Source organism: Pseudomonas sp. SDO55104_S430 (genome assembly GCF_054070595.1).
The window spans coordinates 1-2,989 of record NZ_JBSVXG010000393.1 but is presented as its reverse complement, the minus strand read 5'-3'; the positions used below and the strand labels follow the sequence as shown (position 1 = coordinate 2,989).

At 60.9% G+C, this 2,989-nt stretch carries 3 protein-coding genes; all 3 read right to left on the bottom strand.

All coding sequences use genetic code 11. The features are described 5' to 3' along the window. Positions 1–87: 87 nt before the first annotated feature. Positions 88–549 carry a GNAT family N-acetyltransferase gene (locus tag ACW9JE_RS29955; protein WP_457434814.1) on the bottom strand — a complete coding sequence of 154 codons (462 nt, stop codon included), beginning with the start codon at positions 547–549 and terminating at the stop codon, positions 88–90. 115 nt (positions 550–664) lie between these two features. After that, positions 665–1,489: an ethanolamine ammonia-lyase subunit EutC gene (eutC, locus tag ACW9JE_RS29950; RefSeq protein WP_457434813.1), complete on the bottom strand. Its 825-nt coding sequence runs from the start codon at positions 1,487–1,489 to the stop codon at positions 665–667. An 8-nt stretch (positions 1,490–1,497) separates the two neighbouring features. After that, entirely contained in the window at positions 1,498–2,892 is a 1,395-nt protein-coding gene (locus ACW9JE_RS29945; protein ID WP_457434812.1) for an ethanolamine ammonia-lyase subunit EutB, read from the bottom strand. Positions 2,893–2,989 lie beyond the last annotated feature (97 nt).

Here is a 2,989-nt window from a genome sequence, read left to right as displayed (position 1 = left end):
GGACTGCGCAGCAGTCCCATTTTCTGGGGCCGCTTCGCAGCCCAACGGGGGCAAGCCCCCTCGCCACAAGGCCACGCTAAGCGTATATCAGAGCTTGTCGCTGATCGGCAGCACGTAGTTCTTGAACTCGGTGTCTTCCTTGAATCCGATGGATTCGTAGGTTTTCTGCGCCACGGCGTTGTCGCTGCTGGTGGAAACGCGCATGCGCACGGCGCTGGTTTCCTTGGCCATTTTCTTCGCGGTGCGAATCAGATGATCGGCTACCAGCTGGCGACGGGCGTCCTCGGCGACGTAAATGTCGTTGAGGATCCACACGCGCTTGAGCGAAAGGGAGGAGAAGCTTGGGTACAACTGACAGAAACCCATCAGTTTCTTGTCGTCCTCATCGGACAAGGCCAGGTAGATCACCGATTCCTTACGGCGCAGGCGTTTCTCGAGGAAAGCCCGGGACGAGTCCGGATACGGCAGGGAACCATAAAACTCGCGATATTTGACGAACAACGGGGTCAGCAGGTCCAGGTGTTCGAGGGTCGCTTGAATAATCCGCATGGTAAGTCTCGTCTTCAAGTGGCTGTCTTGCGTGCTTGGACGGCGACGGGGAACTCGGGAGGCCGTGGATCCGATCCTGCCTCAACCTGGAACGAAAGTGCAACGCGCAAACGTTTCAGACCTGCGGCGGGCTGAGCAGGAAATTGCCTTTCATGTCTGAGCCTGAATCCTCCTCCAGCGTGTGAATCTGCGCTTCGTCCTTCAGATTGACCCCCGACAACTGTCGCCGACAGGCTTCGCGCATCAAATACAGCAGACGGTGTGCCGCCATGCCGTAACTCAAGCCTTCCAGACGCACATTGGAGATGCAGTTACGGTACGCGTCCGTCAGGCCGACCTTGGGATTGTAGGTGAAATATAAACCCAGGCTGTCCGGAGAGCTCAGGCCAGGGCGTTCGCCGATCAGGATCACGGTCATTCTGGCGCCCAGCAGTTCGCCGATTTCGTCAGCGACTGCAACGCGGCCCTGTTCCACGAGGATGACCGGGGCGACGCTCCAGTTCTCCGCCCGGATGTGTTCTTCCATACGCGCCAGAAATGGCAGGGTATGCCGGTGAACCGCCAAAGCTGACAAGCCGTCGGCGACCACAATCACCAAATCGACGCCGCCCGGCTGGGCCGAAGCGTAATCACGCAGCGCTTGTGCGGAGTCATCGCTCAACTTTCGCCCCAGATCGGGGCGTTGCAGGTAGCTGTTGCGGTCTGTTGCGGCGCTGTGCAGCAGCAGACTGTCCTGTCCGTGTTCGGCCAGTTGCGAGCGCAGCGCCCGGTGGTCGAACGGCAAATGCACCGCATCCCGCGCCTGAGCATGGGCGTATTGAAAGTCCAGTTGAGCGCGGGTCGGCATGCTGGTGCCGGTGCGGCCCAGGGCAATGCGCGCCGGGGTCAGGCGTCGCAGTTCCTGCCAGGGGTTGTGCGGATCGAAGGGCAGTTTTTCCATATCAACACTCATCCCAATTGCGCCAAGGCCTGACGGAAAGCCGGCGGCAGGCTGTTGCCGAACAGCACCTTGCCGTCCGCCTGGGTGAAAATTCCCATCTTCGCCAGCCATGCCTCGAATTCCGGCGCCGGCTTGAGGCCCAGGGTCTGCCGGGCGTAGAGCGCATCGTGGAACGAGGTGGTCTGGTAGTTGAGCATGATGTCGTCGGAGCCGGGAATGCCCATGATGAAGTTGATTCCGGCCACGCCCAGCAGGGTCAGCAGGGTGTCCATGTCATCCTGGTCGGCTTCGGCGTGGTTGGTGTAACAGATGTCGCAGCCCATCGGCACGCCCAGCAGCTTGCCGCAGAAGTGGTCTTCGAGGCCGGCGCGGATGATCTGTTTACCGTTGTAGAGGTATTCCGGGCCGATGAAGCCTACGACGGTGTTCACCAGAAACGGGTTGAAATGTCGCGCCACCGCGTAGGCCCGGGTTTCGCAGGTCTGTTGATCGATGCCGTGGTGGGCGTTGGCCGACAGGGCGCTGCCCTGGCCGGTTTCGAAATACATCAGGTTCTGCCCGAGCGTGCCGCGATTGAGGCTCAAGCCTGCGTCATAACCTTCTTTCAGCACGTTCAGATTGATGCCGAAACTGGCGTTGGCCGCTTCGGTGCCGGCGATCGACTGGAACACCAGATCCAGCGGCACACCGCGATTCACCGCCTCGATGGAGGTGGTGACGTGGGTCAGCACGCAGGCCTGGGTCGGAATCTCGTAGCGCTGGATGATGGCGTCGAGCATCTCCAGCATGGCGCAGATGGAAGCAATGCTGTCGGTAGCGGGGTTGATGCCGATCATGGCATCGCCATTACCGTGCAGCAGGCCATCGAGGATGCTCGCGGCGATACCGGCGGGTTCGTCGGTCGGGTGGTTCGGTTGCAGGCGAGTGGACAGTCGCCCGCGCAGGCCGAGGGTGCCGCGGAACTGCGTCACCACGCGGATTTTCTGTGCCACCAGCACCAGATCCTGTACGCGCATGATCTTCGAGACGGCAGCGACCATTTCTGGGGTCAGACCAGGGGCGAGGGCGCGCAGGGGCTGTTCATCGGCGGCATCGCTGAGCAGCCAATCGCGGAAACCGCCGACGGTGAGGTGGCTGACGACCGCGAACGCCTGTTTGTCGTGGGTGTCGATGATCAGTCGGGTGACTTCATCGGCTTCATAGGGAATCAGTACTTCCTGCAGGAAGTGGCTCAATGGAATATCGGCCAGCGCCATCTGCGCGGCGACCCGTTCGACATCGTTGAGGGCGGCGACACCGGCCAGAAAGTCCCCGGAGCGCGCCGGACTGGCCTTGGCCATCACTTCCTTGAGGCTGTCGAAGCGATAGGTCTGGGCGCCGACGCAATGGGAAAATACGGCCATAAGGTGGTGTCCTCCTGTTCTTTGAATCACTCAAAAACCTTGTGGGAGCGGGCTTGCTCGCGAAGGCGGTGTGTCAGGCGACATCTGTGCCGAATGA